Origin of the sequence: Acidovorax sp. MR-S7, from assembly GCF_000400995.2 — a bacterium.
In the GTDB taxonomy this organism is placed as follows: domain Bacteria; phylum Pseudomonadota; class Gammaproteobacteria; order Burkholderiales; family Burkholderiaceae_C; genus MR-S7.
This window is the reverse complement of record NZ_DF238925.1, coordinates 1-24,717: the sequence shown is the minus strand read 5'-3', so window position 1 is coordinate 24,717 and position 24,717 is coordinate 1. Positions and strand designations below refer to the sequence as shown.

Genomic DNA, 24,717 nt, shown 5'->3' with positions numbered 1-24,717 from the left:
GTCAGGAGATGTCGACGTACTGGGCCGTCTTTAGGTCGGAGCTGGCGCGCACGACGGCTACGCGCTGCTGACCGGTGTTGGTGCTGCTGCGGGCGAGTGCCGTCCAGCAGTAGTTCGCATCCGGCATCGCCACGGCGAAATGCACGCGGTACCGGCCCGCCGCCGTGCGCACGACGCTGGCCACATTGCGCGCGCTGGCGATCACGACCTGACCGCCCACGTAGCCGAAGCTGACCCACACCCGGGCGAGTCCTGGATGCGTGGCGTCGATCTTGTTCTTGACCTCGAAGCCAATGCGCGCCGCCAGTGCGCCAATGCTGGACGCGAGGCTCATCAGGCCAGCGCCCCGTCAAAGATCACGACGAAGTCGGTATCGGTGTTCCCGACATCGCTGGCCGCCACCGCACCGATGTTGGTACGGGCCTGCAGTTGCTCGGCCACCGTCAAAGTCTGCGCCGCGTCGAAACGCACGCGCAGATTGACTGCGGCCAGAAGCGCATCCAGTCCCGTGGTGCCGTTCTGCAGCAACTGCTGGATTTCCACCAGGGTGTCGTAGGCGGCGTCCGCGCCACCCAAAATGTCGGCCTTGAGCGCGTCGAGCAGCGACACGATCTTGTTCGACGAGTAGGTGCTGGAGGTGGCGATCTGGTTGTCGTCGATGGCAGTGGCGGACAGCACCGCCGCCTTCAGCTCGTTGATCGCCGCGACCAGACTCGACTTGTCGGTGGTGGACAGGCCAGCGAGATTGCCCGCCGTCGCCCGGACGTCGTTGAACTCCTGGGCGACCCGGATGACCAGGCTCTCGATACGGGTGGCAAGACTCATGAAAACTCCTCTGAAAATCAGGACAACCAGCGGCTTTTGATGACGCGCCGCCGTGATGGGGTTGCAGAAACAGAAAGGCCACCTCGTTGGGTGGCCTCGTCTGGGTCGAATGCTTGAATCGGGGGCGGCTCATCCGGTGGCCGTTCCATCCCGAGTTGCCGCTCCAGTTCACGCCAGTGGCGTTCCTCGAAGCGATCCAGGCCCGCCGCCGATGCGGCCGCACGGGCGTACACGTAGCAGTCGAGCGCTTCATTGCGCTCGCGCATCTTTTGCCACTCGCGCACAGGGAAGCCGTTGCGGTCGCGGCGGGTAATTAACTGTTCGGCACAGAGCTGCTGGATGAACTCCGCGTCGATCTTGGGCAGGTGGACGAACCCGGCTGGGAAGACCGTGGTCACGCCGTCCTCACTGACATCCGCGCCCTTGCGCAGGTTGTTGTAGAACTCCAGCTTGGCGATGCCGACCGCCACCGTGAACACCTTGATGCCCCGGCGCAGCTTCTTGCCGCCCTGCGAAACATCGATGGCCGTTGGCGTGCCGATCAGTGCAGCCCCGCGCGGAACGCCCTTGACAGCCATCACGCGCGGGTCGCGGCAGGCCCGCACAAAGGCGTAGGCCTCCTGCGTCGCAAAGCCGGTGTCCAGGGCGAAACGGGCCAGCGGCATCGCTGCACCCGAGGCGTGCGTCCAGTTTTCAGCAAGCAACTCTGCGAGTCGCTTCCACACCGCGTCGCGGGCGGTGTCGCCCATCAGCACGCGGTGTTCGACCAGCCAGGACTCTTTGCCGCGCCCGAACGCCCAGATGGATGCCTCGATGCGATCCTTCTGCACGTCGGCAGCGCCCACCAGGAGCAGTCCACCGGGCGGCACCGTGCCGACCCGGTAGTCCTCGCGGCGCTCGACCAGACGTTGCCAGTCGGGCGCTTCGCCTTCCTCGACCCAGGTCTCACCCAGCTCGGTGTTCTTGAAGGTCTTGATGGCGGCCGCCGACCCCGACTCCTTGTTGACGGAGCTTTCCCACGCGGCGGCGATGTCGCGCCACGGCACGAAGTAGCGACGCTGGTCACTGGCTTCGTACTCGCGCTCGATGGCGCTCGCCCCCGAGATCGTCGGCGTCGACACGATGAAGATCTTGCGCCGGGCGAAGGTGCGCGTGCGCGCCTCGGCCAGCGAGATCGCATCGCCTTCACCCTCGACGTCCAGCGGATAACCGTCGACCTCGTCGAGGAACAGATACCGCACCGGCATCGAGCGCAGTCCGACCGCGCTGTTGGCCCCGGTCATCACCAGCACACTGCCCCGGAACTCCTTGGCCAGGATGGTGTTGCCCGAGTCGCGTGACCGTGCCGGGGAGATCAGTTCGCTCAGCGCCGCCGACTCCTCGATCAACGGATCGATCCGCTGCTTGGAATTGCGCTTGGCCATATCCACCGTCGGCCATACCGCCATCATCGGCCCCGGCGCGTGGTGGATCACGTACCGGATCGCCTGATCAGAAAGATCGAGAAAGAGGCCAAGCAGCGCTTGGCTTCTCAATCGAACAGCGCGTTACTACGGGTGTCGCAAGGATCAACACCAAGGAGCCGGAAATGAACACCAACCAACAGATCCCCGCCACCCAGAACGAAGCCTGGGGCTTCTGGGGCACGATGAACGAACACGCCAGCACCGCGTGGCCCCTGGCGATGACCGCCATCTCGGACGCCACCAGCCAACCCCTCGAATCAGTCCGGGTCTTCCTCGACAGCCGCCACGGACGCCACTTTGCCGACGATGTGCAAAACGGGCTGTACCGGGGCCAGACCCTGGCGGACGCGGTCACCAGTGACGCTGCGCGCCCTCGGGCCATCCGTACAGGATTGGCTCGTACTGGCGCTGGTAGTCGGCCCGGCCCAGCGTGAAGGTGTTCTTGGCCCAGATGATGAACGTCGACCACTTTCCACCGGCGGCACGGAACGCGGCCTGCAGCACATCCAGTTCGCTGGACGACATCGCCACGTAGATGCCGCCCCGGCAGTTCCCGATGGTCGGCGTCAGCGCCGCCAGCAGGAAGTCGTAGAAGCCGTCGCCGAGGTTGTCGTTCAGGATCGCGCGATCAGCGCCTCGACCTTGCGGTACTCGACGTTGAGCGTGTTCAGAATCTGTTCCTCGAAAACAAGCGCAGCGCCGATTCGGCGCAGCCAAAAGGAAAACCCGCCGACGGAAAACCGTGGGCGGGCTCGTGATGGGTGCGGACTGGTGCGGGTGCAAACTGCAAACCCTGCAAACCTCGGTTTGCAGTCGGACGCTAGACGAATGCCGCGCTCGCGCCCCCCGCATTGGATTTTGGCGAGGAAGGACCCCTTTTGCCTGGGTGCTGGCTGGGTCGTCCCTCTCGGTCACACACCTCGTGCGACCATAGCCGTCACTGTATGCCCAAACGACCGGATTTGTTGCAAGGGCAAAAGTCGCTCTGCTCCGCTGATCGACGCTGATGGCCGACCACGCGCGCCAAATCACGCCAAAACCCTACGCCATGACCACGCCGTTGAGCTGGTCAGCGACCATCTGCAAGGCGCGCTGCCAACGCCGCCATGCCGTCGTGCGGTCACAGGCGAAGCGGATGGTGATGTCGCGCCAGCCGTAGCGCTTGGCCCGCATCCACACGAGGTGGCGCTGCTCGACCTCCAGCCACTGCACCCAGCGCATCGTCTCCAGCATCCGGTCGATGGCTTCTGGGCTAGGAGGGAAAGGGCGAAAGTCCTTCTCGTCCGCAGCGAATGACTCCCACTCCTTGCGCACGATCACGGGCCACGTGTTGAAGTAACCCTGCACCCGGACGGGCGGCAGGCGGCGTCCAGCCTTGCCCGCCAGCGGCGACCAGTCGGTTTTCTCGACTGGCGCGTTCGCGCCGTGCATCGCCGTGGTGGCGACGATGCACGCGCCAATCAGTGCCTGCGCGCACTTTTCGCCCTCGACCAAGACCACTTGCGCGGCTCCGGTCATGCCTGGCTGGTTGTAGAGCGGGCGCGGATCGGGCGGAGCCATCTTGCGACGGCGCGCGTCCCACGGACGGAATTCCTTCTTGCGACCGGGCGGGTCGTAGCGGTAGACGACGGCGATCAGCCTGCTGGAGGCGTCGAGGTAATCCCACTTCGCGGTGGCCGGGCCGAGATCGTCGACGGGGAGCACCGATTTCGATTTGCGTGCCGGTGCCGCCGGAGCGCGGCCGACCAGTTCGGTCGCGGCGTCGAGCACACGCGGAAAGTCGGCGTGCGCATCAAGGCTCAGATGCGCGGCGATCAGCGCGAAGATGTCACCGCCATCGCCAGTGGCGCGATCCGTCCACAAGCCCGCCTTGTCGCCGTCGAGCACGATCTCCAGGCTGTCCCCCGGACTGCCGAGCACGTCGCCGACGAGAAACTTGCCGCCGCGCTTCTTGCCTGCCGGGAACAGCGTGGCCAGCACCGACTCCAACCGAGCGAGCAATTCGGTGCGGATCGCTTCGCGTTCGGCGTCGAGGTCGCGAGGAATGGGTGTTGGCGTGTCGTTGAAATCAAGCATCCACAGCCCCCTCGCTGGACGTCTGCTGCGCGACGATCCACGCCTCCAGTTCGTTGGGTTTGAAGCGCACGAGCTTGCCGACGCGGTAGTGCGGAATACGGCGCTGCTGACGCTCCTTGGCCTGCGAGAGCCAGTACGACGGCAGGTTGAACATCAGCGCGGCTTGGCGCGCGTCGATCAATTGCTCGCCGAGCACCTGATTCAAGGGTGTGCGGTTCATGTCGTTGTCCTCCAGCAGCGGTCTTGCCACGCGCACATCCGGCATTCGAAGTGGGTCGGGTCATTGAAGGCGCGCGGCAGGAGTTCGCCTGCTTCGGTCGCCTTGATGACCTTCACCGCCCGATCCGACAACTTCTTCGCCTCACGTAAGCGTCGCAGTGGGCGGTGACGGCGGCGCAGGTCAATCTCTACTACCCGCCCGAGCCGGGCCGGACACGCCCCAAGGTGGTCACCATCGAAGTGACCAGCAAGGGGCGGCTGAACCTGCACAAGTTCGACGCCAAGATGCAGGCGCAACTGGAGGGCTATCTGGTCGCAGTGGGCATCTTGCAGAAGGGCCAGACCCTGAGCGCGCAGGAACTTCCGCCTGAAGCAGATGCGGTCAGTTCGTCATCGGCATTCGAGGACTGATCGATGGCGACGCACGATGCTTGGGCCCTGGTCTGCCGCCTGTTCGCGGGCGGCACGCCCGTGCTGCGCACCATGCTGTCGTCGAACGAAATCGCCTCACTCTCCGTGCTCGGCAAGGCAGTCAAGCCAACGACGGTGGATCAGTCGTTCGTGCTCTGCCCCCATTGCCAGCAACATCGGGCGCAGGTGTGGGGTGATGGTCGCGGCGGTCGGATGTGCCGCTGCCCGGACTGTGGGCCCGTGGCCGTCGAAGTAAACGACGGCGCGGCGTTGGCCTTGGACGAGGATTGGCTGCGACAGAAGATGCGCCTCGCGCTCGGCATCGAGAGCCGCGACGGCATCGATGATTTGGGTGACGGCGTGTGGCGGCTGGGAGATGCACGGCGGTCGCCCGTCCTGTTGGCCCGCAACCTGGCTCGGGTGCTGCACGAACCTGCGCTGCTGGATCGGGTGCGCGTGGCGAGCGGCGACATCCGGGTGATCACGCCAAAGCCGAGCATCACACGCGGCTCTCCCTTCGGCGCGGACGTCGAGTGGTTGGTGCTGGAGGAACGCTTCACGTTCTACGGCGGCGGGATCACGCTCCTCAGCACGCCGTCGCCATCCGTGACACCCGTGGCCGCCGATCCAGCCACGCCGGTGAACGGGCCGTTCTCGGTGGACTTCAAGTGGGCGACGCTGGCGGATGTCCAGGCGACGCCGATCCAGTTCACCGATGGGCAGTCGAAGGTGTTCGGCGCGCTGTGGTCGTTCAAGGGCGAAGCCACGACGGCGGATCGGATCATGCAGCGCGCGGGCTTGGACAGCTCCAAGCCAAGCGACCTGTTCAAGATCAAGGCGAAGGACAAGGGCAAGCCAGGGCCTGCTGCACAGCACGCGGCCTACGGCGCGCTCGTGGTCACGCAGCAACGCGCGGGGTTGTACGCAATGCCGTGTGCGGCAGCCGGAAAGGAGGTTGCCATGACGTGATCTCCCCACCCGATGCGCCCAGGCTCGCGCCGACCTCAAGAGCCTGACCTTTGCAATTTTTGGAGTGCATGAAATGAGCGGAAAGAACCAATGGGTCGTACCCATCAACGGCGGTGATCAGTGGGGTGTGCGGGGAGAAGGCAACGACCGCCTCACCTCCATCCATGACACGCAGCAACAGGCGATTGACCGTGCGCGGGACATCGCCATCAACCAGCAGAGCGAGATGCTCATCCAAGGGCGGAACGGCCAGATCCGTGAGCGCAACAGCTACGGTGACGACCCGTTCCCGCCCAAGGGCTGACGTGGAGGCTGGCCTCGCGGGTTTGCCGTTGTGCTTTGCTCGTGCAAACCCGCGAGCCAACCATTCCCATCGGCACACGCACAAGTGGTTGACGGACAAGGCCGTCTGCGTGTGCCACGGCGAAGAAGTTGGCGCAGGTTTCGAGAGAAGATAGGGCGGAACAGGGGCGAACCGAGCGCTGTGTCGCCCTTGGCCAGACGACTGGCGGCACACGCAGAACGGCCCGGAAGCCCGCGTGGTGTGCGGAATCCGCAAATGAAAACGCCCAACCGAGAACGGTTGGGCGCTGAATAGTGGTGGCCTGGGACGGAATCGAACCGCCGACACAAGGATTTTCAATCCTCTGCTCTACCGACTGAGCTACCGGGCCAGAGCCTCAAATTATATGCTGAAAAACAGTCCATCCGAAACCAGGACGAAAATTTTCGTGGAATCACCCGACTTATCCGCCGCGCTTGCCGCGGCCCAGGTCCACACCTAGCTGGCGCAGCTTGCGGTAGAGGTGCGTGCGCTCCAGGCCGGTCTTTTCGGCGACGCGGGTCATGGAGCCACCTTCACGGGCCAGGTGGAATTCGAAATAGGCCTTCTCGAATCCGTCGCGCGCCTCGCGCAGAGGGCGGTCGAGGTTGAAGCCCTGGTGCGACAGCGGTCCCGGCTCGCTCATGGCCACTACGGGCTGCACCACGGGCTCGGTGCCGACGGGGGCGGGACCCGAAGGCGACGCAGCCACAGGCGCTGGCGCCGCCTGCTGGGGGCTGGGCATGCTGCGCGCCAAGCCCTGCTCCACGGCCTTGAGGAGCTTTTGCAGGGTGATGGGCTTCTCGAGGAACGAGAACGCGCCGATGCGGGTGGCTTCGACGGCGGTGTCGATGGTGGCGTGGCCGCTCATCATGATGACGGGCATGGTGAGCGCGCCCGCGGTGGCCCACTCCTTGAGGAGGGACACGCCGTCGGTGTCGGGCATCCAGATGTCGAGCAGCACCAGGTCATACGTGCCGGCAAGGCGGGCGCTGCGTGCCTGCGTGGCATTCTCGGCGAGGTCTACGCTGTGTCCCTCGTCGTTCAGGATTTCCGACAACAGATCCCGGATACCCAGTTCGTCGTCCACCACCAGAATGTTTGCCATGTGTTCAGTGCGCTCTTACTGCCTATGCGGCGGTGTTGTCAATGCGCAACCGCCAGCCCAGGGGCGAATGATAGCGACACTTGGGCGCCCATCACCACGCCGTTTTCAATGCGATTGGCCAGGTCGATACGGGCGCCATGCTCGTCGGCGATTTTCTTGACGACCGCCAAGCCCAGGCCTGTTCCGCGGGGCTTGGTGGTCACGTAGGGCTCGAAGGCGCGTTGCAGGATGTGTGCCGGGAATCCCTGCCCGCAATCCGAGACGGTAAGACGCACGCGCTGCGACGATCCGCTCCAGCGCGTGGCGATGCGCACGGGCCGCAACGGCTTGCCGCCCTGTTCCGCTGCCTGCTGCGTGGCATCCTGCGCGTTCTGCAGAAGGTTGTGCACCACCTGGCGCAGTTGCTGTGCGTCACCAGCGATGGACGGGCACTGGGGGTCGAGTTCCGCCTCGACCGGCACCGTGGCATTTTCTGCGCCATAAAGCTGCAGCACGTCGGTCACCAGGGCGTTGAGATCCAGCGGGTGCAACTCCGCCGCCGGCAGGCGCGCGTAATCGCGGAATTCGTTGACTAGGCGCTTCATGGCATCCACCTGGTCCACGATGGTCTTGACGGATTTGGTGAGCACGGCCTGCTCGGCCTCGGGCAGCTTGCCGTCGAGCTTGAGTGCAAGGCGCTCGGCCGAGAGCTGGATGGGGGTGAGCGGGTTCTTGATTTCGTGCGCCAGGCGGCGCGCCACCTCGCCCCAAGCCTGGGCGCGCTGGGCAGAGACGATTTCGGAGATGTCGTCGAACACCAGCAGCCGTGCGTCGTCGGGCAGCTCGGCGCCACGGGCCACGAGGCTGGTGCCCTGCGCCGCGACGCCGCCACCCGCGCCGTGCAGCTCGAACGGGTGTTGCCAGTGGTCGAGGCTGTGCTGGTCACGGTCGAGCTGGAAGGTGTCGAACTGCCGCTGCACCGCTGCGGCGAAGTCCGCCAGGCCGGGCACGTCCGCCAGTGCGCGGCCTTCGTAGGCGGCCAGCGGTGCGCGCAGGATGCGCGTGGCGCCTGGGTTGGAGGAGCGGATGACGCCCTGCGCGTCGAGCACGATGACGCCGGCCGTCAGGTTGTCCAGGATAGTCTGCAGGCGGCCGCGCGCGTCGTCGAGGGCGCCCATGCTTTGCAGCGCGGCAGCCCGTGCATCCGCCAGCTGCTGGGTCATGAGCGCGAACGAGCGCGTGAGGCCTCCCAGCTCGTCGCGGCTTTGCAGCGCGGCCTTCGGCGCCAGGTTGCCCGCGGCGACCTCGCGCACGCCATCGGCCAGCACCAGCAGCGGCCGCGCGATCTGGTGGCCCAGCAGCACGGCAAGCAGCACGGCGCCGAACACGGCCAGGAACAGCGCCAGGGTCAGCGTGCCGATGTACATGCGCCGCAGGCCGCCGCGCGCCAGCGCACGCTCCTGGTATTCGCGGTTGGCCTCCTGCACGGCGATGGCATTGGCGACCAGCGCCTGCGGCAGGGGCAGCGTGGCCTGCAGGAAGCGCGGCTCGGCCAACAGGCCCACGCCCGGACTTTGCACCACGACCAGGGCGCGCACCCGCGCGTTGTCCACGGCCTGCGGGTCGGTGATGTCGTCCAGCCCCTCGATCTGGAACGTGGCGCGCTGCTGGCGCGCGTTGCGGAACTGCTGGATACCAGGACGTTCGGGGTTCAAGCTGAAGCGGGATTGGCCCGCGCTGGCCAGGGGCTGCCCCGACGCGCTCCAGAGCACGAGGTCGGTGGCGCCGAGCTGGTCGCGCATGCGCTCGAGCACCAGCCCCGCGGCCGCGTCCGGCACCTGGGCGAGCTGGCTGCTGGCGGTGCGTGTCTTGGAGGCGAGGTCGCCGGCGATGGTGTCCAGCGTGACGCGCGCCAGGCTCACGCCCGCCGAGAGCGCGCCCTCCACCCGCACGTCGAACCAGCTTTCGATGGAGCGCGACACGAACTGGTAGGAAACCACATAGATCAGCAGCCCCGGCACTACGCCCACCAGGCCGAAGATGCCCGCCAGCTTGACGAGCAGACGACTGCCGAAGCGCCCGCGCTTGAGGCGCACGCCCAAACGCACTGCGCCCCAGACCAGCACCGTGAACAGCACCAGCGCCACCAGCACGTTCACGCCCAGCAGCCAGGTGAAGTTGCGCTCGTACAGGGCCCGGTTGTTGGTGGCCTGGGTGAGCAGGAACAGCAGCACCAGGCCGATGGCGCACATCAACCCCACGCCCATGCCCAGCGCCCAGCGCACGGCACGGGTGCGGCTGGCGGCCCTGCGCGCGGAGCCGGCGGGTCGATGTTCGTCTGCGTTCATTGCGCGCCTTCCGCCGTGCGTTCCAGCGCAGGCGCGCGCATGCTGCGCGCCAGTTGCAGCGTCCAGCCGGACCGGCCTACGGCGCCGATCTGCATGGGGCGCGGCAGCTGCGACATGTCCAGCCGGAACTGGAAGTTCACCAGGTAGGACGCATCGTCGTCGAGCACGCCCTCGTCGGCGATCTTCCAGCGTGCGATGCGCTGCATGGCCGAGAGCGCCTCGGACAGCTCCTCGAAGTTCTGCCCGAGCGACACGCCAAGGCCGCTGGCGGAAAACGGCGTGGACGATTGCGCCAGCCGCCAGCGGCGCGTGAGCGGCTGGTAGCTCAGGCGCAGGTAGCGGGCCGCACGCGCTACGACTTTGTCGGACCAGTACCAGCGTTGGCGCAGCACCTCGGCCTCGGTCACGAAATACATGGAGATGCCCTTGTAGAGCGCGTCCTCCACCAGGCTGGGCAGCTCCAGGGGCAGCGCGGCCGTGAGGAACAGGCCCTCGGCCGTGTGCTCGAGCTGCATTTCAGCAATGTCCCCGTGGCCTTGCGCCCGCACGGGCGGCGCCAGGAGGACCAGCAGGGCCGCCAGGCAGAGCAGCAAGGCCGGCACCCATCGGCGCCGGCGGGCGCCCCCCTCAGGCGGCCTTGTGCAGCAGTGCGTAGAAGAAACCGTCGTGCTCACCCGCAGCATTGTCCCCAAGCGCACCTGCCTTGTCCGGATTGGCGGGCAATAAATGGCCCGGAGAAGGTGCCAGGCGCGCATCGGTGTTGTGCGCAAGAAACGCCTGAACCTGCTCCTGCCCCTCGGCGCGGAACACGGAACAGGTGCAATAGAGCAGCCGCCCGCCGGGCTTGAGCAGGGGCCAGAGCGCGCCCAGCAGCCGCGCCTGCAGCACGGCGAGCTGGGCGATATCGCTCTCGCGCCGCAGCCAGCGCACGTCCGGATGGCGGCGCACGATGCCCGATGCGGTGCAGGGCGCATCGAGCAGGATGGCGTCGAACAGCTGGCCGTCCCACCAGTCTGCGGGCACGCCCGCGTCGGCCACGCGTACGTCGGCCTGCAGCCGCAGGCGGCGCAGGGTGTCGTGGATGCGGGCGGCACGGGAGGCGTCCATTTCGAGCGCCGTGACCTGCCAGGGCGCACCCAGGGCCTGCGCCCACTCCAGCAGATGGGCCGTCTTGCCGCCGGGCGCGGCGCAGGCGTCGAGCAGGCGCAGGGGCTGGCGCGCATCCAGCCCTTGGAGCAGCAAGGGCGCGGCCATCTGCGCGGCGGCGTCTTGCACGGAGACCACGCCGTCGGCAAAGCCCGGCAGTTGCGCCACGGGCAGGGGCCGGCGCAGCACCACGCCGCTGTCGCCGTCCGGATAAGCTTCCATATTGATAGCTGCCAGCGCTTGACAGTATTGCGCTGGAGTGCTTTTTGACTTGGAAACACGCAGCGCCATGGGTGCCTGCGCGTTGTTGGCCTGCAGAATCTGCTGCCACTGCCAGGGGTGGTCGCGGCGCAGGCGGGCGATCCACCAGGCCGGGTGGTTCCATAGGGCCACTTCGTCTCGGTCGGTGGCAGCCACCAGTGCGTCGCGCTCGCGCAGGAAGCGCCGCAGGCAGGCGTTGACGAAGCCGGCCTGCGCGCGGGTGGCGGGGCTACGCTTGGCGGCCTCGACGGCCTGGCTGACCAGCGTGAACGGTGCATAGGGCGCCTGCTCCGGGTTCCAGGCCAGGGCCAGCGCAGTGCACAGCAGCGCGTCCACGCGGGCCGGGGGCTGGCGCGGCGCCAGCGCTCTGCGCAGGGCCTGTGCGCGGCCCAGGTGGCGCAGCGCCTGGAACAGCAGGGCCCGCACGCCGGGGCGCAGAGAGGCATCCACGGTGTCCAGTGCCGCCGTCCCGGACTGGCCGGCTCGCACGGCCTGCAGGGCCGCGGCCGTGGCGTCGAGCAGCACCCACAGCGCTGGCGCTGGCGTTGGAGAGGGAGAAGCGGTCACAGCGGTTGCGCCTTCTTGAAGCCGAACAGCCACGCCAGCAGGCTGGCCGGGAACTGCACGATGCCCTGGTTGTACTGCGCCACGGCCGTGTTGAACTGCTCCAGCGCCGTAGCGCTCTGCAGGGCCAGTTGTTCGCGCTGGCGGATCCAGGGCGCGAGGGCGTCGGGCACATCGGGAGCGGCGGCTTCGCGCACCACGGCCTGCCAGGCGGCCTCCAGTACGTGGACGCCCGCAGACAGGGCGGCGGCGGCTTCGGCATCCAGCGGCCGGGCTCGCGCCACGGCCAGCGAGGCGCCGAACTGCGTGGTGGCCGCGCCCAGGGCCGCATGCGTGTCGGCCCCCGGCGCACGCGGCCCCTCCACGGCGCCGCGCGCAGCCTGGTATTCGCCCATCAGCGCGATCAGCCGCACCATGTAGGTGTCCAGGCCGCCGAAAGCCTGCAGCGCAGCCGAACGCAGGCGGATGAGCCGGTTGTAGGCGCCCACCGCCCAGAACAGCAGCAGTGCCAGCAGGAGCCAGGTGGTCACCATTTCACGAGTCCAAAATAAAGAAGCTCCCGCTTCGCCGGGAGGGCGCAACGGGAGCGTTCAGGCGCCCGTACTGGCAAGCAGCACGGGCGGCATGGCAGGCTTAGTCGGCGGCCGCGTCGGCACCGCTGCCGTCGATCTCGGCCGTGGCATCGTCCGCGCCCACACCCGCCAGTTCGGCGGCTTCGGCATCGGCGATGGCGCGGCGCTCGGCCTCGTCCATGGCGTCCTTGGCCTTGCGCGCCTGGTGGTAGGCCAGGCCCGTGCCGGCAGGGATCAGGCGGCCGACGATGACGTTCTCCTTCAGGCCGCGCAGCTCGTCGCGCTTGCCCATGATGGCAGCCTCGGTGAGCACGCGAGTCGTTTCCTGGAACGACGCGGCGGAGATGAACGAATCGGTGGACAGCGACGCCTTGGTGATGCCCAGCAGCACGTTGGAGTACGTGGCCGGGATCTTGCCCTCGGACTGCAGCGCCTCGTTGGTGTTGAGGATCTCCGAGCGCTCGACCTGCTCCCCGGCGATATAGGTGGACTCGCCCGGGTTCTCGACCACGACGCGGCGCAGCATCTGGCGAACGATCACCTCGATATGCTTGTCGTTGATCTTCACACCCTGCAGGCGGTACACGTCCTGCACCTCGTCGACGATGTAGCGCGAGAGCTCCTCGATGCCCAGCAGGCGCAGGATGTCCTGCGGGTCGGCTGGGCCATCGACAATCAGCTCGCCCTTGTTGACGACCTGGCCTTCGTGCACCAGCACGTTCTTTTCCTTGGGCACGAGTTCGTCCCACACCTTGCCGTCCGGGTCGGTGATCTGCAGGCGCACCTTGCCCTTGGTCTCCTTGCCGAACGACACGGTGCCGGTGATCTCGGCCAGCATGCCCTTGTCCTTGGGGCTGCGGGCTTCGAACAGCTCGGCCACGCGCGGCAGACCGCCGGTGATGTCGCGGGTCTTCTGGCCTTCGACAGGGATGCGGGCCAGCACTTCGCCAGGGCCCACTTCCTGGCCGTCGCGCACCTGGATCAGCGCGCCCACCTGGAAACCGATGGTCACCGAGTGGTCGGTGCCGGGGATCTTCACTTCCTGGCCCTGTGCGTCGATCAGCTTGACCTGCGGGCGCACCACCTTGGCGGAGCCGCGGCGCTTGGGGTCGATCACAACCAGCGTGGACAGGCCCGTGACCTCGTCCACCTGCTTGGCGACCGTGAGGCCTTCCTCGACGTTCTCGAATTTCACCTGGCCAGCGAATTCCGTGATGATCGGGCGCGTCAGCGGATCCCAGTTGGCGAGGATGGTGCCGGCCTTGATCTGCTGATCGGCCTTCACCGTCAGCGTCGCGCCGTAGGGCACCTTGTGGCGCTCGCGCTCGCGGCCGTGCTCGTCGTGGATGACGATCTCGCCGGAACGCGCGATCACCACCAGCTCGCCCTTGGTGTTGGTCACGTAGCGCATCGTGGCATTGAAGCCGATGATGCCGTTGGACTTGGCTTCCACGCTCGATGCCACGGCCGCACGCGATGCCGCGCCGCCGATGTGGAACGTGCGCATGGTCAGCTGCGTGCCGGGCTCGCCGATGGACTGCGCGGCGATCACACCCACGGCTTCGCCGAGGTTGATCAGGCCGCCGCGGCCCAGGTCGCGGCCGTAGCACTTGGCGCACAGGCCGAAGCGGGTCTCGCAGGTCAGCGCGGTGCGCACCTTGACCTCGTCCACGCCGACGGCTTCCATGCCCTCGATCGTGTCCTCGTCCAGCAGCGTGCCGGCGGCCACGACCACCGAGCGGTTCTCGGGGTGCAGCACGTCCTCGGCTGCCACGCGGCCCAGGATACGGTCGCGCAGCGACTCGATCACCTCGCCGCCCTCGACGATGGCGCGCATCAGCGAGCCGTTGGAGGTGCCGCAGTCTTCCTCGGTCACCACCAGGTCCTGCGTCACGTCCACCAGGCGGCGCGTGAGGTAGCCGGAGTTCGCGGTCTTCAGCGCCGTGTCGGCCAAGCCCTTGCGGGCGCCGTGGGTGGAGATGAAGTACTGCAGCACGTTCAGCCCCTCGCGGAAGTTCGCGGTGATGGGCGTCTCGATGATGGAGCCGTCGGGCTTGGCCATCAGGCCGCGCATGCCGGCGAGCTGGCGGATCTGCGCCGCGCTACCGCGCGCGCCGGAGTCGGCCATCATGTAGATGGAGTTGAACGACTCCTGGTCCACCTGCTTGCCATGGCGGTCCTCGGTCTTCTGGACCTTGAGCTGGTCCATCATCACCTTGGACACGTCGTCGCCCGCCTTGCCCCAGATATCCACCACCTTGTTGTAGCGCTCGCCCGACGTGACCAGGCCGGAGACGTACTGCTGCTCGATCTCCTTCACCTCGGCCTCGGCGCGGGCCAGGATCTCGGCCTTCTGCGGCGGCACCAGCATGTCGTCGATCGCCACGGAGAAGCCCGCGTGCGTTGCCAGCCGGAAGCCGTTTTGCAGCAGCTTGTCGGCGAACACCACGGTTTCCTTCAGCCCGCAGCGGCGGAAGCTGGCATTGATGAGCTTGGAGATTTCCTTCTTCTTGAGCGCCTTGTTCAGGTTCGAGAAGGCCAGCCCCTTGGGCAGGATCTCGGACAGCAGCGCGCGGCCCACGGTGGTTTCGACGAGCGCGGTCTCGGGCGCGAACTCGCCCGTGTCCTTGTCCCTGTTCCACTCGGTCAGGCGCACGTTGATCTTGGCGTGCAGCTCCACCTGGCCCGCGTCGAGCGCGCGCTGGACTTCACCGATGTCGGCGAACACCATGCCCTCGCCCTTGCCGTTGATCTTGTCGCGGGTGGCGTGGTACAGGCCCAGCACCACGTCCTGCGAAGGCACGATGGAGGGTTCGCCCGAAGCGGGGAACAGCACGTTGTTCGAGGCCAGCATCAGCGTGCGCGCTTCGAGCTGCGCTTCCACCGACAGCGGCACGTGCACGGCCATCTGGTCGCCGTCGAAGTCGGCGTTGAACGCCGCGCAGACCAGCGGGTGCAGCTGGATGGCCTTGCCTTCGATCAGGATCGGCTCGAAGGCCTGGATGCCCAGGCGGTGCAGCGTGGGAGCGCGGTTCAGCATGACCGGATGCTCCTTGATGACCTCTTCGAGGATGTCCCACACCACGGGCGTGCCGGCTTCCACTTCCTTCTTGGCGGCTTTGATGGTCGTGGCGATGCCCATCTGCTCCAGGCGGGAGAAGATGAACGGTTTGAACAGCTCCAGCGCCATCAGCTTGGGCAGGCCGCACTGGTGCAGCTTGAGCGTCGGGCCCACGGTGATGACCGAACGGCCCGAGTAGTCCACGCGCTTGCCCAGCAGGTTCTGGCGGAAGCGGCCCGACTTGCCCTTGATCATGTCGGCCAGGGACTTCAGGGCGCGCTTGTTGGCGCCCGTCATGGCCTTGCCGCGGCGGCCGTTGTCCAGCAGGCTGTCCACGGCTTCCTGCAGCATGCGCTTTTCGTTGCGCGCGATGATCTCGGGCGCCTTCAGCTCCAGCAGACGGCGCAGGCGGCTGTTGCGGTTGATGACGCGGCGGTACAGGTCGTTGAGGTCCGACGTGGCGAAGCGGCCGCCATCGAGCGGCACCAGCGGGCGCAGGTCCGGCGGCAGCACGGGCAGCACGTCCAGGATCATCCACTCGGGCTTGATGCCCGACTTCTTGAACGCCTCCAGCACCTTCAGGCGCTTGGCGTTCTTCTTGACCTTGACCTCGGAGCCGGTCAGGTCGCCGCGCAGCTTCTCGATCTCCAGCTCGATGTCGATGGACTCCAGCAGGTCCTTGATGCCCTCGGCGCCCATCTTGGCGACGAACTCATCGCCGTACTCCTTGCGCTTGGCGTCGTAGTCGTCCTCGCTCATGATGCCGAACTTCTTCAGCGGCGTCATGCCGGGATCGGTGACCACGTAGGCCTCGAAATACAGCACGCGCTCGATGTCGCGCAGCGTCATGTCGAGCACCAGGCCCAAGCGAGAGGGCAGCGACTTCAGGAACCAGATGTGCGCGCAGGGCGCGGCCAGGTCGATGTGGCCCATGCGCTCGCGGCGCACCTTGGTCTGCGTGACTTCCACGCCGCACTTCTCGCAGATCACGCCGCGGTGCTTCAGGCGCTTGTACTTGCCGCACAGGCACTCGTAGTCCTTGATGGGGCCAAAGATCTTGGCGCAGAACAGGCCGTCGCGTTCGGGCTTGAACGTGCGGTAGTTGATCGTCTCGGGCTTCTTCACCTCGCCGAAGGACCACGAGCGGATCTTCTCGGGCGAGGCCATGCCGATCTTGATGGCATCGAAGTGCTCGTCGGGCGTGAATTGCTTGAACAGGTCGAGTAGCGATTTCATGTGACTCTTTCCTTTTCGTCAAATTTCATAGCTGGTTGCGCTTGCCTGCATTGGATTTGAGAGTGAAAACACCCTCAAATCCTTGTCAACCAAGCGCAAGCAGCTCATTTTTTTAAGAACGCTCCAGTTCGATGTCCAGGCCCAGGGAACGGATTTCCTTGACCAGCACATTGAACGATTCCGGCATGCCGGCTTCGATGGCGTGTTCGCCCTTGACGATGTTCTCGTACACCTTGGTACGGCCCTGCACGTCGTCGGACTTCACGGTCAGCATTTCCTGCAGCACGTAAGCGGCGCCGTAGGCCTCCAGCGCCCACACTTCCATCTCGCCGAAACGCTGGCCGCCGAACTGGGCCTTGCCGCCCAGCGGCTGCTGCGTGACGAGCGAGTACGGGCCCGTGGAGCGGGCGTGCATCTTGTCGTCCACCAGGTGGTGCAACTTCAGGTAGTGCATGTAGCCGATGGTCGTCGGGCGCTCGAACTGCTCGCCCGTGCGGCCGTCGTACAGGTAGGCCTGCGTGCGCGTGGGCGTCAGGCCCTTGCGCTCGGCGATGTCGTCCGGATAGGCCAGCTTGAGCATGTCCTTGATCTCGGCCTCGGAGGCGCCGTCGAACACGGGCGACGCGAAGGGCACGCCCGTGGTCAGCTCGCGCGCCATGGCAACCACTTCCTCGTCGCTCAGCAGCGACAGGTCTTCCTTGCGGCCGCGGGAGTTGTAGACCTCTTCGAGGAACTTGCGCATCTCGGCCGCCTTGGCCTCGCGCTGCAGCATGTCGCCGATGCGCTGGCCCAGGCCCTTGCCGGCCCAGCCCAGGTGGACTTCAAGCACCTGGCCGATATTCATGCGCGAGGGCACGCCCAGCGGGTTGAGCACGATGTCGGCGGGCGTGCCGTCGGCCATGTAGGGCATGTCTTCCACGGGCACGATCTTCGAGACCACGCCCTTGTTGCCGTGGCGGCCGGCCATCTTGTCGCCGGGCTGCAGGCGGCGCTTGACGGCCAGGTACACCTTGACCATCTTGAGCACGCCCGCGGGCAGCTCGTCGCCCTGCGTGAGCTTCTTGCGCTTTTCTTCAAAAGCCAGGTCGAACTCGTGGCGCGTCTGCTCCATCGCATTCTTCATGGATTCGAGCTGCGTCGCCACCTCTTCCTCGGCGGGGCGGATGTCGAACCAGTGGAACTTCTCCACGCTGGAGAGGTAGGCCTTGTCGATCTTCGTGCCCTTGGCGAGCTTCTGAGGACCGCCGTTGGCCGCGCGGCCGGTGAGCAGCTTCTCGATACGGTCGAAGGCGTCGGCCTCCACGATACGCAGCTGGTCGTTCAGGTCCAGGCGGAAGCGCTTGAGTTCATCGTCGATGATCTGCTGGGCGCGCTTGTCGCGCTGGATGCCTTCGCGGGTGAACACCTGCACATCGATGACAGTGCCGGACGAGCCTTGATCGACACGCAGAGACGTGTCCTTCACGTCCGATGCCTTCTCGCCGAAGATGGCGCGCAGCAGCTTCTCTTCAGGCGTCAGGGTTGTTTCACCCTTGGGCGTGACCTTGCCGACCAGCGTGTCGCCGGGCTGCACTTCGGCGCCCACGTAGATGATGCCGGACTCGTCCAGGCGGTTCAGTTGCTGTTCCGACAGGTTCGGAATGTCGCGCGTGATTTCCTCGGCGCCCAGCTTGGTGTCGCGCGCCATCACCACCAGTTCCTCGATGTGGATCGAGGTATAGCGGTCTTCGGCCACCACGCGCTCGCTGATCAGGATCGAGTCTTCGAAGTTGTAGCCGTTCCAGGGCATGAAGGCGATCAGCATGTTCTGGCCGATGGCGATCTCGCCCAGATCGGTCGATGCGCCGTCGGCGATCACGTCGCCCTTGGCCAGCACGTCGCCCTTCTTGACGATGGGGCGCTGGTGGATGTTGGTGTTCTGGTTGGAGCGCTGGTACTTGATGAGGTTGTAGATGTCCACACCCACCTCGCCGGCCACGGCTTCCTTGTCGTGCACGCGCACCACGATGCGGGTCGCGTCCACGTAGTCCACCACGCCGCCGCGCTTGGCCGTCACCACGGTGCCGGAGTCCACGGCCGCCACGCGCTCGATGCCCGTGCCCACCATGGGCTTCTCGGGGCGCAGCACGGGCACGGCCTGGCGCGACATGTTGGCGCCCATCAACGCGCGGTTCGCGTCGTCGTGCTCCAGGAAGGGCACGAGCGATGCGGCCACCGACACGATCTGCGCGGGCGACACGTCCATGTACTGCACGCGGTCGGCGGAGACGAGCGTGGAGTCGCCCTTCTCGCGTGCCGACACCAGGTCGCCCGTGAGGCGGCCCTCGGCATCCAGCGTGGCGTTGGCCTGGGCGATGATGTACTTGCCTTCCTCGATGGCCGACAGGTATTCGATCTCCATCGTCACCTTGCCGTCCACCACGCGGCGGTACGGCGTCTCGATGAAGCCGTATTCGTTCAGGCGCGCGTACAGGGCCAGCGAGTTGATCAGGCCGATGTTCGGGCCTTCGGGCGTTTCGATCGGGCAGACGCGGCCGTAGTGGGTCACGTGCACGTCGCGCACCTCGAAGCCGGCGCGCTCGCGCGTCAGGCCGCCCGGACCCAGGGCCGAGACGCGGCGCTTGTGCGTGATCTCGGCCAGCGGGTTGGTCTGGTCCATGAACTGCGAGAGCTGGGACGCGCCGAAGAACTCCTTCAGGGCCGCGGAAATCGGCTTGGAGTTGATCAGGTCGTGCGGCATCAGCGGCTCTTGCTCGGCCTGGCCCAGGCGCTCCTTCACGGCCTTCTCGATACGTGCGAGACCGGTGCGGTACTGGTTCTCGGCCAGCTCGCCCACGCAGCGCACGCGGCGGTTGCCCAGGTGGTCAATGTCGTCCACTTCGCCGTTGCCGTTGCGCAGGTCCACCAGGATCTTGACCACGGCCAGGATGTCCTCGTTGGACAGCACCATGGGGCCGGTGGATTCGTCGCGGCCGATCTTGGCGTTGAACTTCATGCGGCCGACGCGCGACAGGTCGTAGGTGTCGGGGTTGTAGAACAGGCGCTGGAACAGGGCCTGCACCGCATCTTCGGTCGGCGGCTCGCCGGGGCGCATCATGCGGTAGATGGCCACGCGGGCGGCGAACTCGTCCACCGTTTCGTCGATGCGCAGGGTCTGCGACATGTAGGCGCCCTGGTCGAGTTCGTTGGTGTAGATGACCTGCAGGTCCTGCACGCCGGCGGCGCGCAGCTTCTTGAGCAGTGCCTCGGTCAGCTCGTCGTTGGCCTTGGTCAGGATTTCGCCCGTGTCGGAATCGACGATGTTGCGGGCCACCACGCGGCCGATGAGAAAGTCCTCGGGCACGCTGATGTGCGTGGTGCCGGACTGTTCCAGTTCGCGCGTGTGGCGGGCCGTGACGCGCTTGTCCTTGGCCACGATGACCTTGCCCGACTTGTCGGTGATGTCGAAGCGGGCCACCTCACCGCGCAGGCGCTCGGGCACGAACTCCAGCTGCGCGCCGCTGTCCATCAGGCGGAAGTTGTCGTTGACGAAGAAGTTCGCCAGGATCGACTCGGGGTTCAGGCCGATGGCCTTGAGCAAAATCGTCACCGGCATCTTGCGGCGGCGGTCGACGCGGAAGTACAGGATGTCCTTCGGGTCGAATTCGAAATCGAGCCACGAGCCGCGGTAGGGAATGATGCGGGCGCTGAACAGCAGTTTGCCCGAGCTGTGCGTCTTGCCCTTGTCGTGCTCGAAGAACACGCCGGGCGAACGGTGCAGCTGCGAGACGATCACGCGCTCGGTGCCGTTGATGATGAACGAGCCCTTGTCGGTCATCAGGGGCACCTCGCCCATGTAGACCTCCTGCTCCTTCACTTCCTTGACCACCTTGGACTGCGAGGTCGAGGACTCACGGTCGTAGATGATGAGCTGCACCTTGGCGCGCACGGCCGAGGCGAAGGTCAAGCCGCGCGTCTGGCACTCACGCACGTCGAACGCGGGCCTGGCCAGGTTGTACTCGACGAACTTCATCTCCACGAAGCCGTTGTGCGAGACGATGGGAAACGCGGAGTTGAAGGCGGCCTGCAGTCCCTCGATGGAACGCTTCTGGGGCGGTGTTTCAGCCTGCAGGAAGGCGGTGTAGGCATCCTTCTGCATTTGCAGCAGATAGGGAACCGTGAGCACGCTGTCGCGGCTGCCGAAACTCTTGCGGATCCGCTTGCGTTCGGTGTAGCTGTACGTGGATGTTTGGGCCATGAGATCTCCGGGCAAAGACATGACAATGGGGTCTTCGACGATTGCCCCACAAGGAAGCCACCTTGCGGGCTTGGCGGTTGGCCACTACCAACCATGGCGGACGGCGATGCGTTGCACATCGCCCGGACCAAGGCGTCTTCCGCGGTCGGAATGGGTCAGAAGACACTAGAAAACAGCCCCAAGGCCGCTTTCTGGTGCGCTCTGGAATATGGATTCCATAAGCACCAAAGGCTGGAGGCCTTTCGCAAGACCTCCAGCCCGGCAGGACCAGCCTGATTACTTGAGCTCGGCCTTGGCGCCTGCGTCCACCAGCTTCTTGACAGCGGCTTCGGCGTCGGCCTTGGGCAGGGCTTCCTTGACGTTCTTGGGAGCGCCGTCCACCAGGTCCTTGGCTTCCTTGAGGCCCAGGCCGGTGATTTCGCGCACTGCCTTGATGACGGCAACCTTGTTGGCGCCGGCTTCGGTCAGCACCACGTTGAATTCGGTCTTTTCTTCGGCAGCAGCGGCGCCACCGCCGGCAGCGCCGCCAGCAGCGGGAGCGGCCATGGCGGCAGCGCTCACACCGAACTTCTCTTCAATGGCCTTCACCAGGTCATTGAGTTCCAGGACCGTCATGCTGTCCAGTGCGGTCAAGAATGCGTCTTTATCGAATGCCATTTTGATTTCCTAACAATTGGTTTTAAGAGGGGACGTCTGCGTGCGCTATTTAAGCGGCAGCAGGTTCGCCTTCGCCTTTCTTGGTCGCCAGGGCACCCAGCACCACGGCGGTGCGGGAGATCGGCGACATCAGCAAGCCACACAGCTGAGCCAGCAGCACTTCCTTGGAAGGGATGTTGGCCAGTTGCTTCACGCCGTTCACGTCCAGGGCCTTGCCGCCGAAAGCGCCGCCGCGAATCACCAGCTTGTCGTTGGTCTTCGCGAAATCGGCCACCACCTTGGCGGCGGCCACAGCGTCTTCGGAGAAGCCGTAGATCAGAGGACCGGTCATCTGGTCGGCCACCACGTCGAACTGGCTGCCTGCCACAGCACGGCGCGCCAGGGTGTTCTTCAGAACACTCAGGCTCACACCCTTGCTGCGTGCATCCACGCGCAGTTTGGTCATGTCGGCCACCGTGATGCCACGGTATTCCGCGATCACGAGCGTTTGAGCTTTAGCGGCGAGGCTGGTCACTTCATTGATGACCGCTTCTTTCTCACTGCGATTAAGACTCAAGGTCTACTCCTTCATATGCGCTACTCTAGGACAAGTCCTTTCGTGCGCGCTCTTGGTTTGCAGCGACCAACTGTTTCGGAACTTCCATTCCATCAGCAGCGGGATCGCCATCTGCGTTGGCTCCAGCGGATTTAAGGACATTCCTCCTGCCCGCCAACGGTCTTGGATGGCCCGGCGCATCGCTGCGCCGGCCCACCACCGAAGCACCCTTATGGATGCTTCAAGATCTCATGCCATCACGCCGAGATGGATTGGGTGTCCACGCGCACGCCCAGGCCCATGGTCGACGACACCGCCACCTTGCGCAGGTACACACCCTTGCTGGTCGCGGGCTTTGCCTTGTTCAGCGCTTCGATCAGTGCCGCCAGGTTGCCCTGCAGCTTGTCGTTGTCGAACGAGCGGCGGCCGATCGTGCTGTGGATGATGCCGGCCTTGTCCACGCGGAACTGCACCTGACCTGCCTTGGCGTTCTTCACGGCCGTCGCCACGTCGGGCGTCACGGTGCCAACCTTGGGGTTGGGCATCAGGCCGCGCGGGCCCAGGATCTGGCCCAGCGTGCCCACCACGCGCATGGCATCCGGCGCGGCGATAACCACATCGAAAGGCATGTCGCCTGCCTTCACCTGGGCAGCCAGGTCATCCATGCCCACCACGTCTGCACCAGCAGCCTTGGCTTCTTCGGCCTTGGCACCTTGAGCGAACACAGCGACGCGGGTGGTCTTGCCAGTGCCATTGGGTAGCACCACAGCGCCACGCACCACCTGGTCGGACTTCTTGGCGTCCACGCCGAGCTGCACCGCCACGTCGATGGACTCGTCGAACTTGGCCGTCGCGGCTTCCTTCACCAGGGCCAGTGCCTCGGGGAAGGGATACAGCTTGGTGCTGTCGACCTTGCCCTGCAGGGCCTTTTGCTTCTTGGTCAGCTTAGCCATTTACAGACCCTCCACCGTCACGCCCATGGAACGGGCGGAGCCGGCCAGCGTGCGCACTGCGGCGTCCACGCTGGCAGCGTTCATGTCCTTCATCTTGGTCTTGGCGATTTCCTCCAGCTGGGCACGGGAGATCTTGCCGACCTTGGTGCTCATCGCATTGGACGAGCCCTTCTCCAGCTTGATGGCCTTCTTGATCAGCGTCGTCGCAGGCGGCGTCTTGATGATGAAGGTGAAGCTCTTGTCCGCGAAAGCCGTGATGACCACGGGCAGCGGCAGGCCAGGTTCCACACCCTGGGTCTGGGCGTTGAAAGCCTTGCAGAACTCCATGATGTTGAGGCCACGCTGGCCCAATGCCGGACCGATCGGGGGGGACGGATTGGCCTTACCAGCTGGCACTTGCAGCTTGATGAAGCCGACGATTTTCTTCGCCATGGTTGCTCCTTACGGGTACAGCGCCCAGCCTTGCAGCCAAGCTCCCCGGGGTTTATCGACTCTTGACAATCCAGCGCCGCACCGAGCCGGACAAGTGCGGACGCAAATTCTGCTGTAGAGGCTCAGGTCTTCTCGACCTGGCTGAATTCAAGCTCCACCGGGGTGGAACGGCCAAAGATCATGACCGACACACGCAGGCGGCTCTTCTCGTAGTTGACTTCTTCCACGGAGCCATTGAAATCCGTGAATGGGCCTTCCTTGACACGCACGAGCTCGCCTACCATGAACTCCACCTTGTGGCGCGGCTTGTCGGTGCCCTGCTCCATCTGGCTCACGATCTTCTGGACTTCCTCTTCGGAAATCGGAGCCGGACGGTTCTTGGCACCGCCCACGAAGCCGGTCACCTTGCTGGTGTGCTTGACCAAGTGCCATGTGTCGTCGTCCATCACCATTTCGACGAACACATAGCCCGGGAAAAGTCTGCGCTCCGTGGTCTTGCGCTGGTCATTCTTCATCTCTACGACCTCTTCGGTCGGTACGAGAATGCGCCCAAACTTCGCCTGCATGCCCGCGCGAGCGATCCGCTCCTGGATGTTGCGCTCCACCGCCTTTTCCATGCCGGAGTAGGCGTGGACGATGTACCAGCGCATATCGGATGCACCCGCCACATCGGCCGGGGGCAGTGCGCTATTCATTTCTACTCCGTCCACCATTACTTCCTCCAGCCCAGAATGAGGTCATACAACACCCATTCCAGCGTTTTGTCCGTCAGCCAGAGAAAGAGCGCCATCACCACCACGAACGCAAACACATACCCCGTCATCTGCAGGGTTTCCTTGCGCGTAGGCCAGACGACCTTCTTCACTTCACGCCATGCATCACGGGCAAAGCCGATGAACTGGCGCCCCTGCTCCGACACCAGGAACACGGCTGCAGCAGCCACCAAGCCGACGATCAACGCCGACCATTGCACCAGCACCCCCTGCTTGCTCAGCAGGTAGAAGCCGGCGACGGATGCAAGAACGAGCGCCACGGCAGCAAACAGCTTTGCCTTGTCCGCGCCGGTGGAAACCGTTTCAACCTGAGAAGTGGCCATATGACGAGAAATCCTGACTTCGATCAGCGCCGCACAAGACGCCGAAGCCCGCCAGAGGCTGGCGGGCTTGCTGTACCACGCTATGTGGCAGGGGCAGTAGGAATCGAACCTACAACCTTCGGTTTTGGAGACCGACGCTCTGCCAATTGAGCTATACCCCTAGATCCCTTGATTACGCAATGATCTTTGCCACGACGCCGGCGCCGACGGTACGGCCGCCTTCACGGATGGCGAAGCGCAGGCC

General features: G+C 65.5%; 19 protein-coding genes, 2 tRNA genes and 6 pseudogenes. 4 read left to right on the top strand and 23 right to left on the bottom strand.

Annotation, left to right across the window (positions count from 1 at the left end; genetic code table 11):
• Position 1 precedes the first annotated feature (1 nt).
• From AVS7_RS11495 to AVS7_RS11485, 3 genes and pseudogenes are all read right to left on the bottom strand, one after another.
• On the bottom strand, positions 2–334 hold the full coding sequence (locus tag AVS7_RS11495) for a hypothetical protein (protein WP_020228540.1): 333 nt from the start codon (positions 332–334) through the stop codon (positions 2–4).
• Positions 334–825, bottom strand: a complete 492-nt coding sequence (locus AVS7_RS11490; protein ID WP_020228539.1) for a hypothetical protein — start codon at positions 823–825, stop codon at positions 334–336. The genes AVS7_RS11495 and AVS7_RS11490 overlap by 1 nt, the downstream gene beginning before the upstream one ends.
• Before the next feature lie 17 nt (positions 826–842).
• A pseudogene (locus AVS7_RS11485) lies at positions 843–2,309 on the bottom strand (phage terminase large subunit family protein); the annotation flags it as partial.
• 104 nt (positions 2,310–2,413) lie between these two features.
• Between AVS7_RS11485 and AVS7_RS25160 the strand changes: the two are divergent.
• A pseudogene (locus AVS7_RS25160) lies at positions 2,414–2,662 on the top strand (hypothetical protein); the annotation flags it as partial.
• On the opposite strand, the pseudogene AVS7_RS23780 reads toward AVS7_RS25160, so the two are convergent.
• The 4 genes and pseudogenes from AVS7_RS23780 to AVS7_RS11475 all read right to left on the bottom strand — a co-directional run.
• Positions 2,646–2,930 (bottom strand): annotated as a pseudogene (locus AVS7_RS23780) (DNA methylase N-4); the annotation flags it as partial. The pseudogenes AVS7_RS25160 and AVS7_RS23780 overlap by 17 nt on opposite strands.
• Positions 2,931–3,332: 402 nt before the next feature.
• Complete coding sequence (locus AVS7_RS25155) at positions 3,333–3,677, bottom strand: DUF6362 family protein (RefSeq protein WP_234450009.1); 345 nt, start codon at positions 3,675–3,677, stop codon at positions 3,333–3,335.
• Positions 3,663–4,367 (bottom strand): annotated as a pseudogene (locus AVS7_RS11480) (hypothetical protein); the annotation flags it as partial. The pseudogene AVS7_RS11480 and the gene AVS7_RS25155, both read right to left, overlap by 15 nt.
• Positions 4,360–4,587: a helix-turn-helix domain-containing protein gene (locus AVS7_RS11475; RefSeq protein ID WP_034690748.1), complete on the bottom strand. Its 228-nt coding sequence runs from the start codon at positions 4,585–4,587 to the stop codon at positions 4,360–4,362. The pseudogene AVS7_RS11480 and the gene AVS7_RS11475, both read right to left, overlap by 8 nt.
• A 155-nt stretch (positions 4,588–4,742) precedes the next feature.
• On the opposite strand from AVS7_RS11475, the pseudogene AVS7_RS11470 reads away from it, so the two are divergent.
• From AVS7_RS11470 to AVS7_RS11460, 3 genes and pseudogenes are all read left to right on the top strand, one after another.
• Positions 4,743–4,997, top strand: a pseudogene (locus tag AVS7_RS11470) (hypothetical protein); the annotation flags it as partial.
• Between the two features lie 3 nt (positions 4,998–5,000).
• Entirely contained in the window at positions 5,001–5,966 is a 966-nt protein-coding gene (locus AVS7_RS23770; protein WP_020228534.1) for a hypothetical protein, read from the top strand.
• A 73-nt stretch (positions 5,967–6,039) separates the two neighbouring features.
• Positions 6,040–6,270 (top strand): DUF2188 domain-containing protein, encoded by a 231-nt coding sequence (locus tag AVS7_RS11460; RefSeq protein WP_020228533.1) that lies wholly within the window; start codon positions 6,040–6,042, stop codon positions 6,268–6,270.
• Between the two features lie 294 nt (positions 6,271–6,564).
• Here the strand turns inward: AVS7_RS11460 and AVS7_RS11455 are convergent.
• The 16 genes and pseudogenes from AVS7_RS11455 to AVS7_RS23765 all read right to left on the bottom strand — a co-directional run.
• Positions 6,565–6,640: transfer RNA gene (locus AVS7_RS11455), tRNA-Phe, on the bottom strand.
• A gap of 72 nt (positions 6,641–6,712) precedes the next feature.
• Entirely contained in the window at positions 6,713–7,396 is a 684-nt protein-coding gene (locus tag AVS7_RS11450; RefSeq protein ID WP_020228532.1) for a response regulator, read from the bottom strand.
• Positions 7,397–7,434: 38 nt separating this feature from the next.
• The gene (locus AVS7_RS11445) at positions 7,435–9,723 is read right to left on the bottom strand and encodes an ATP-binding protein (protein ID WP_020228531.1); all 2,289 of its coding nucleotides are present in this window, start codon (positions 9,721–9,723) and stop codon (positions 7,435–7,437) included.
• Complete coding sequence (locus tag AVS7_RS11440; protein ID WP_082176473.1) at positions 9,720–10,406, bottom strand: DUF4390 domain-containing protein; 687 nt, start codon at positions 10,404–10,406, stop codon at positions 9,720–9,722. Before AVS7_RS11440 ends, AVS7_RS11445 begins: the two co-directional genes overlap by 4 nt.
• The gene (gene rsmB / locus AVS7_RS11435) at positions 10,351–11,697 is read right to left on the bottom strand and encodes a 16S rRNA (cytosine(967)-C(5))-methyltransferase RsmB (protein WP_024001407.1); all 1,347 of its coding nucleotides are present in this window, start codon (positions 11,695–11,697) and stop codon (positions 10,351–10,353) included. Before rsmB ends, AVS7_RS11440 begins: the two co-directional genes overlap by 56 nt.
• Entirely contained in the window at positions 11,694–12,227 is a 534-nt protein-coding gene (locus tag AVS7_RS11430; RefSeq protein ID WP_020228528.1) for a hypothetical protein, read from the bottom strand. Before AVS7_RS11430 ends, rsmB begins: the two co-directional genes overlap by 4 nt.
• Before the next feature lie 100 nt (positions 12,228–12,327).
• Positions 12,328–16,563, bottom strand: coding sequence for a DNA-directed RNA polymerase subunit beta' (gene rpoC / locus AVS7_RS11425; protein WP_020228527.1), 4,236 nt, complete (start codon positions 16,561–16,563; stop codon positions 12,328–12,330).
• Positions 16,564–16,675: 112 nt separating this feature from the next.
• Positions 16,676–20,800 carry a DNA-directed RNA polymerase subunit beta gene (rpoB, locus tag AVS7_RS11420; protein ID WP_020228526.1) on the bottom strand — a complete coding sequence of 1,375 codons (4,125 nt, stop codon included), beginning with the start codon at positions 20,798–20,800 and terminating at the stop codon, positions 16,676–16,678.
• A 276-nt stretch (positions 20,801–21,076) separates the two neighbouring features.
• On the bottom strand, positions 21,077–21,457 hold the full coding sequence (gene rplL, locus AVS7_RS11415) for a 50S ribosomal protein L7/L12 (protein ID WP_020228525.1): 381 nt from the start codon (positions 21,455–21,457) through the stop codon (positions 21,077–21,079).
• Positions 21,458–21,506: 49 nt separating this feature from the next.
• Positions 21,507–22,013, bottom strand: a complete 507-nt coding sequence (gene rplJ / locus AVS7_RS11410; RefSeq protein ID WP_024001406.1) for a 50S ribosomal protein L10 — start codon at positions 22,011–22,013, stop codon at positions 21,507–21,509.
• A gap of 236 nt (positions 22,014–22,249) precedes the next feature.
• Positions 22,250–22,945, bottom strand: coding sequence for a 50S ribosomal protein L1 (gene rplA, locus AVS7_RS11405; protein WP_020228523.1), 696 nt, complete (start codon positions 22,943–22,945; stop codon positions 22,250–22,252).
• Positions 22,946–23,377, bottom strand: coding sequence for a 50S ribosomal protein L11 (rplK, locus tag AVS7_RS11400; RefSeq protein WP_020228522.1), 432 nt, complete (start codon positions 23,375–23,377; stop codon positions 22,946–22,948).
• 122 nt (positions 23,378–23,499) lie between these two features.
• On the bottom strand, positions 23,500–24,090 hold the full coding sequence (nusG, locus tag AVS7_RS11395; RefSeq protein WP_024001405.1) for a transcription termination/antitermination protein NusG: 591 nt from the start codon (positions 24,088–24,090) through the stop codon (positions 23,500–23,502).
• Positions 24,090–24,473, bottom strand: coding sequence for a preprotein translocase subunit SecE (gene secE / locus AVS7_RS11390; RefSeq protein ID WP_020228520.1), 384 nt, complete (start codon positions 24,471–24,473; stop codon positions 24,090–24,092). The genes nusG and secE overlap by 1 nt, the downstream gene beginning before the upstream one ends.
• 85 nt (positions 24,474–24,558) lie before the next feature.
• Positions 24,559–24,634: transfer RNA gene (locus tag AVS7_RS11385), tRNA-Trp, on the bottom strand.
• 11 nt (positions 24,635–24,645) lie between these two features.
• A pseudogene (locus AVS7_RS23765) lies at positions 24,646–24,717 on the bottom strand (elongation factor Tu); the annotation flags it as partial.

Bases quoted from the DNA above. Each gene is read 5' to 3' on its own strand.
- AVS7_RS11495 (WP_020228540.1), bottom strand. From the start codon at position 334: ATGAGCCTCGCGTCCAGCATTGGCGCACTGGCGGCGCGCATTGGCTTC.
- AVS7_RS11450 (WP_020228532.1), bottom strand. From the start codon at position 7,396: ATGGCAAACATTCTGGTGGTGGACGACGAACTGGGTATCCGGGATCTG.
- rplK (WP_020228522.1), bottom strand. From the start codon at position 23,377: ATGGCGAAGAAAATCGTCGGCTTCATCAAGCTGCAAGTGCCAGCTGGT.
- secE (WP_020228520.1), bottom strand. From the start codon at position 24,473: ATGGCCACTTCTCAGGTTGAAACGGTTTCCACCGGCGCGGACAAGGCA.
- rplA (WP_020228523.1), bottom strand. From the start codon at position 22,945: ATGGCTAAGCTGACCAAGAAGCAAAAGGCCCTGCAGGGCAAGGTCGAC.
- AVS7_RS11440 (WP_082176473.1), bottom strand. From the start codon at position 10,406: ATGCTGCGGGTGAGCACGACGGTTTCTTCTACGCACTGCTGCACAAGG.
- rplL (WP_020228525.1), bottom strand. From the start codon at position 21,457: ATGGCATTCGATAAAGACGCATTCTTGACCGCACTGGACAGCATGACG.
- AVS7_RS11490 (WP_020228539.1), bottom strand. From the start codon at position 825: ATGAGTCTTGCCACCCGTATCGAGAGCCTGGTCATCCGGGTCGCCCAG.
- AVS7_RS11445 (WP_020228531.1), bottom strand. From the start codon at position 9,723: ATGAACGCAGACGAACATCGACCCGCCGGCTCCGCGCGCAGGGCCGCC.
- rpoB (WP_020228526.1), bottom strand. From the start codon at position 20,800: ATGGCCCAAACATCCACGTACAGCTACACCGAACGCAAGCGGATCCGC.
- AVS7_RS23770 (WP_020228534.1), top strand. From the start codon at position 5,001: ATGGCGACGCACGATGCTTGGGCCCTGGTCTGCCGCCTGTTCGCGGGC.
- AVS7_RS11475 (WP_034690748.1), bottom strand. From the start codon at position 4,587: ATGAACCGCACACCCTTGAATCAGGTGCTCGGCGAGCAATTGATCGAC.
- AVS7_RS11430 (WP_020228528.1), bottom strand. From the start codon at position 12,227: ATGGTGACCACCTGGCTCCTGCTGGCACTGCTGCTGTTCTGGGCGGTG.
- AVS7_RS11460 (WP_020228533.1), top strand. From the start codon at position 6,040: ATGAGCGGAAAGAACCAATGGGTCGTACCCATCAACGGCGGTGATCAG.
- nusG (WP_024001405.1), bottom strand. From the start codon at position 24,090: ATGGTGGACGGAGTAGAAATGAATAGCGCACTGCCCCCGGCCGATGTG.
- rpoC (WP_020228527.1), bottom strand. From the start codon at position 16,563: ATGAAATCGCTACTCGACCTGTTCAAGCAATTCACGCCCGACGAGCAC.